Origin of the sequence: Salmonella sp. 741265055_HSA (assembly GCF_046569525.1) — a bacterium.
GTDB classification, from domain to species: domain Bacteria; phylum Pseudomonadota; class Gammaproteobacteria; order Enterobacterales; family Enterobacteriaceae; genus Salmonella; species Salmonella enterica.
This window is the reverse complement of record NZ_JBKFSQ010000078.1, coordinates 1-3,162: the sequence shown is the minus strand read 5'-3', so window position 1 is coordinate 3,162 and position 3,162 is coordinate 1. Positions and strand designations below refer to the sequence as shown.

The 3,162-nt window shown below is 39.5% G+C and carries 3 protein-coding genes and 3 pseudogenes; all 6 read left to right on the top strand.

Features of this window, described 5'->3' with window-relative positions; all coding sequences use genetic code 11:
- A partial coding sequence (locus ACLD4K_RS21855; RefSeq protein WP_411012500.1) for a hypothetical protein occupies nt 1-196 on the top strand: 196 nt, incomplete at its 5' end.
- Nucleotides 197-440: 244 nt separating this feature from the next.
- Nucleotides 441-1,575 (top strand): annotated as a pseudogene (locus ACLD4K_RS21850) (ISAs1 family transposase).
- Nucleotides 1,576-1,673: 98 nt separating this feature from the next.
- The gene (locus tag ACLD4K_RS21845; RefSeq protein ID WP_411012499.1) at nt 1,674-2,108 is read left to right on the top strand and encodes a hypothetical protein; all 435 of its coding nucleotides are present in this window, start codon (nt 1,674-1,676) and stop codon (nt 2,106-2,108) included.
- Nucleotides 2,060-2,434: a hypothetical protein gene (locus ACLD4K_RS21840; protein ID WP_368372386.1), complete on the top strand. Its 375-nt coding sequence runs from the start codon at nt 2,060-2,062 to the stop codon at nt 2,432-2,434. Before ACLD4K_RS21845 ends, ACLD4K_RS21840 begins: the two co-directional genes overlap by 49 nt.
- Before the next feature lie 18 nt (nt 2,435-2,452).
- A pseudogene (locus ACLD4K_RS21835) lies at nt 2,453-2,799 on the top strand (hypothetical protein).
- Nucleotides 2,800-2,823: 24 nt separating this feature from the next.
- Nucleotides 2,824-3,162: pseudogene (locus ACLD4K_RS21830) on the top strand (type VI secretion system tip protein VgrG); the annotation flags it as partial.

Genomic DNA, 3,162 nt, shown 5'->3' with positions numbered 1-3,162 from the left:
CTCTTATTTAATGTCGGAAGTATATAACCTCAATGGTATTGAAAATGGATTTATCGATATAAGAAATTATACGGATGATGTATTGAATATTACTTCAAATGTTGATGGTACGTATCGATTAAAATCAAAAGCAGGTGAGAGCGTGCTTGATGGATTGAGTTTAAGCAATGAGATAAATGATTTCTTGACAATATAATTGTTATCATGGATATGCCTCCAATCTGTAGGTTAATGTGGAATCCTTGATTTTGAAAAGGATTACTGATAAATATAATTTAAATGTCATGTCGGTTCGCAGGGCAAGATCATCAAAAGTATGTTTTTTGTACTAATAAATTCGCATTTTCTGTCTAAAAATTAAGCCAATCCTTATCCGGTACAACTATCCTTCTGGTATCGTATATGATCAAATATCTCCTGAGAAATAAGGAGAACAGATTATGAATCTTGAAAAATTAATGGAACATATCTCAATTATTCCCGATTACAGGCAACCATGGAAAGTAGAACATAAATTATCGGATATTTTACTTCTTACTATTTGTGCTGTCATTTCAGGGGCTGAGGGTTGGGAGGATATAGAGGATTTTGGCAATGCACATTTTGATTTCTTAAAGCAATATGGTGACTTTGAATATGGTATTCCTGTCCATGATACTATTGCCAGAGTGGTGCCTGCATTAATCCTAAAAAATTCCATGAATGTTTCATTAACTGGATGCGTGATTGCCACTCTTCAGATGATGGCGATATTATCGCTATTGATGGAAAAACACTGCGACATTCTTACGATAAAAGCCGTCGCCGGGGAGCGATTCATGTAATAAGTGCGTTTTCCACAATGAATAGTCTCGTGCTGGGACAGATAAAAACAGATGAAAAATCCAATGAGATTACAGCTATTCCTGAGTTAGTTAACATGCTGGATATCAAGGGAAAGATCATAACGACAGATGCAATGGGATGTCAGAAAGACATTGCAGAGAAGATCCGTAGCCAGGGCGGTGACTATTTATTTTCAGTAAAAGGTAATCAGGGTAGATTACAAAAGCGTTTGAAGAAAAATTCCCGCTAAAAGAATTAAATAATCCGAAGTATGACAGTTATGCCACAACCGAAAAGGGACATGGAAGAGAGGAACCCCGGCTTCATATTGTCAGTGATGTTCCGGATGAGTTAATTGATTTTACATTTGAATGGAAGGATTTAAAAAAACTATGTATGGCAGTATCTTTTCGTTCGGAGAAAGATAGTGGAAAGAAAGAACCGGAAATATTGGTGAGATATTATATAAGCTCAGCGGATTTAACAGCAGAGAAGTTTGCCAGTGCGATGAGAAGTCATTGGGACGTGGAAAACAAATTGCACTGGCGTTTGGATGTAGCAATGAACGAAGATGATTGCAGAATAAGAAGAGGAAATGCAGCGGAATTATTTTCTGGTATAAGGCATATTGCGGTAAATATTTTGACAGAAAATAAGGAATTCAAAGCAGGACTGAGAAGAAAGATGAGAAGAGCAGCGATGGACAGAGAGTACCTCGCGTCAGTCCTTGCGGGGTGCGGGGTTTCGTAATCTTGCCCTGGGCTTCGAAGTCGTTACCTGGAACATGTTAACACATTTCTGAATGTAATAATCCCTGATACTTACTTTACAGTTATGAGTGTAGATAAATGATACAAACAGGTATTCTGCTCATTCATTTTCTGATGCATGGCGTAATGTTTAATCCCCCCCTTCAACCCTATGTCACTGCGCTAAATGGCATGAAATACGAGCTGGTAAATGTAACAAAAAAAGATGATCAGGCAACTCAGTATTATGAAAAAAATAATATACAAAGCGGAGAGATTGATGCTTCTTTTGTTGAAAAATATGGCAGGCCTGAACATGAATTTGTCAGACCTCGCTATATGTTTGTTGGTGAGTATTATATTGGGCTGGAAAAAACCTATAGGTCAACGGATCCCAGATATAGCAATGTACCGATTAAAGAAATGTTCTGGCATCTCCATGATGATTTGAACTTGACATGCTGGTTTCATTATAAGGACGAGCAGTGGCGAGTGTTCTCTTATATTTTTTGGCCACCCGGTGCTGTATTCTAGTTTGCTATAATAATGAAGAGATATTCTCATTCTGCTTCAGAACATCAGTAGAGCATGAGATAGGTCACACACTTTTATATCTTGAAGATGAGTATGACCTGCCAAAACCACCTGAGAATTTTGATACCAATTATTTGTCTTTAACCAAAGGGGAAAGATTTCCATCGAATGAGTTAAGAGTGGCAAATGATATATATGGTTGGGATATTGATGGAGTGATGAATACTGGAACAGAACTTCGGGAACATTATCTGAATGATATTCCTGTACAATTAAATGTAATAATTCCTGATGCCAGTTTCTCGCTTGCGGAGTTAAAAAAATGAACAGTTTTTTTTGCTTTGATGTCGTTATTGCTAATCGCTACCACAGGGGGGGATATTTTGGTTCAGCCTCCAGTATATGAGCAAAGAAGTTATATAAAGAACGGAGAGTCTGAGGCTTTTTTTATTAAAAATATGGTCGTCCGACACGTGATTTTATAAATCCTCGTTACAAATTTGTCGGAGAGTATTCCATTGGCATTGAAAATACTTATCGTTCAACGAATCCTGAATTCAGAAAAATTCAGATAAAGGAAATATTCTGGAATTTGAATAAGGATTTAAATTTGACATGTTTCTTTCATTATAAAAATGGGCAGTGGCAGGCGATTTCTTATTTTTTCTGGCCGCCAGGGGCTTTATTTTAATCCGATATTTAAGGAGTAAATATCATGAGTTTTGTATCTACGGGTAATAAACCAGCTGGAAATGGTGGACCCGTCATCACCACGCCGCCAATAACCGGCGAAAGTGGCGATACGAGCACAGGTTCAGCCGCAACCGGTGTTGCTGATGCAGTCGAACAGATGGCAGAACAGGCAGCGGCGGAGCTGTTTGGTGCGCTGCCGGAGCCGTCAGGGCTGGTAAAAGCGGCAGTAACCGCAGCGCAGGCCGCCGCAGAGGCGGCGGGGATATCGGATATAGTTAGTGCCGTCCAGGATGCGGCGGCGTCGCTTGCAACCAGCGGGCCGGGCGCACATAACGTGACGGTCAGCGGCAGCGCAGTTCCA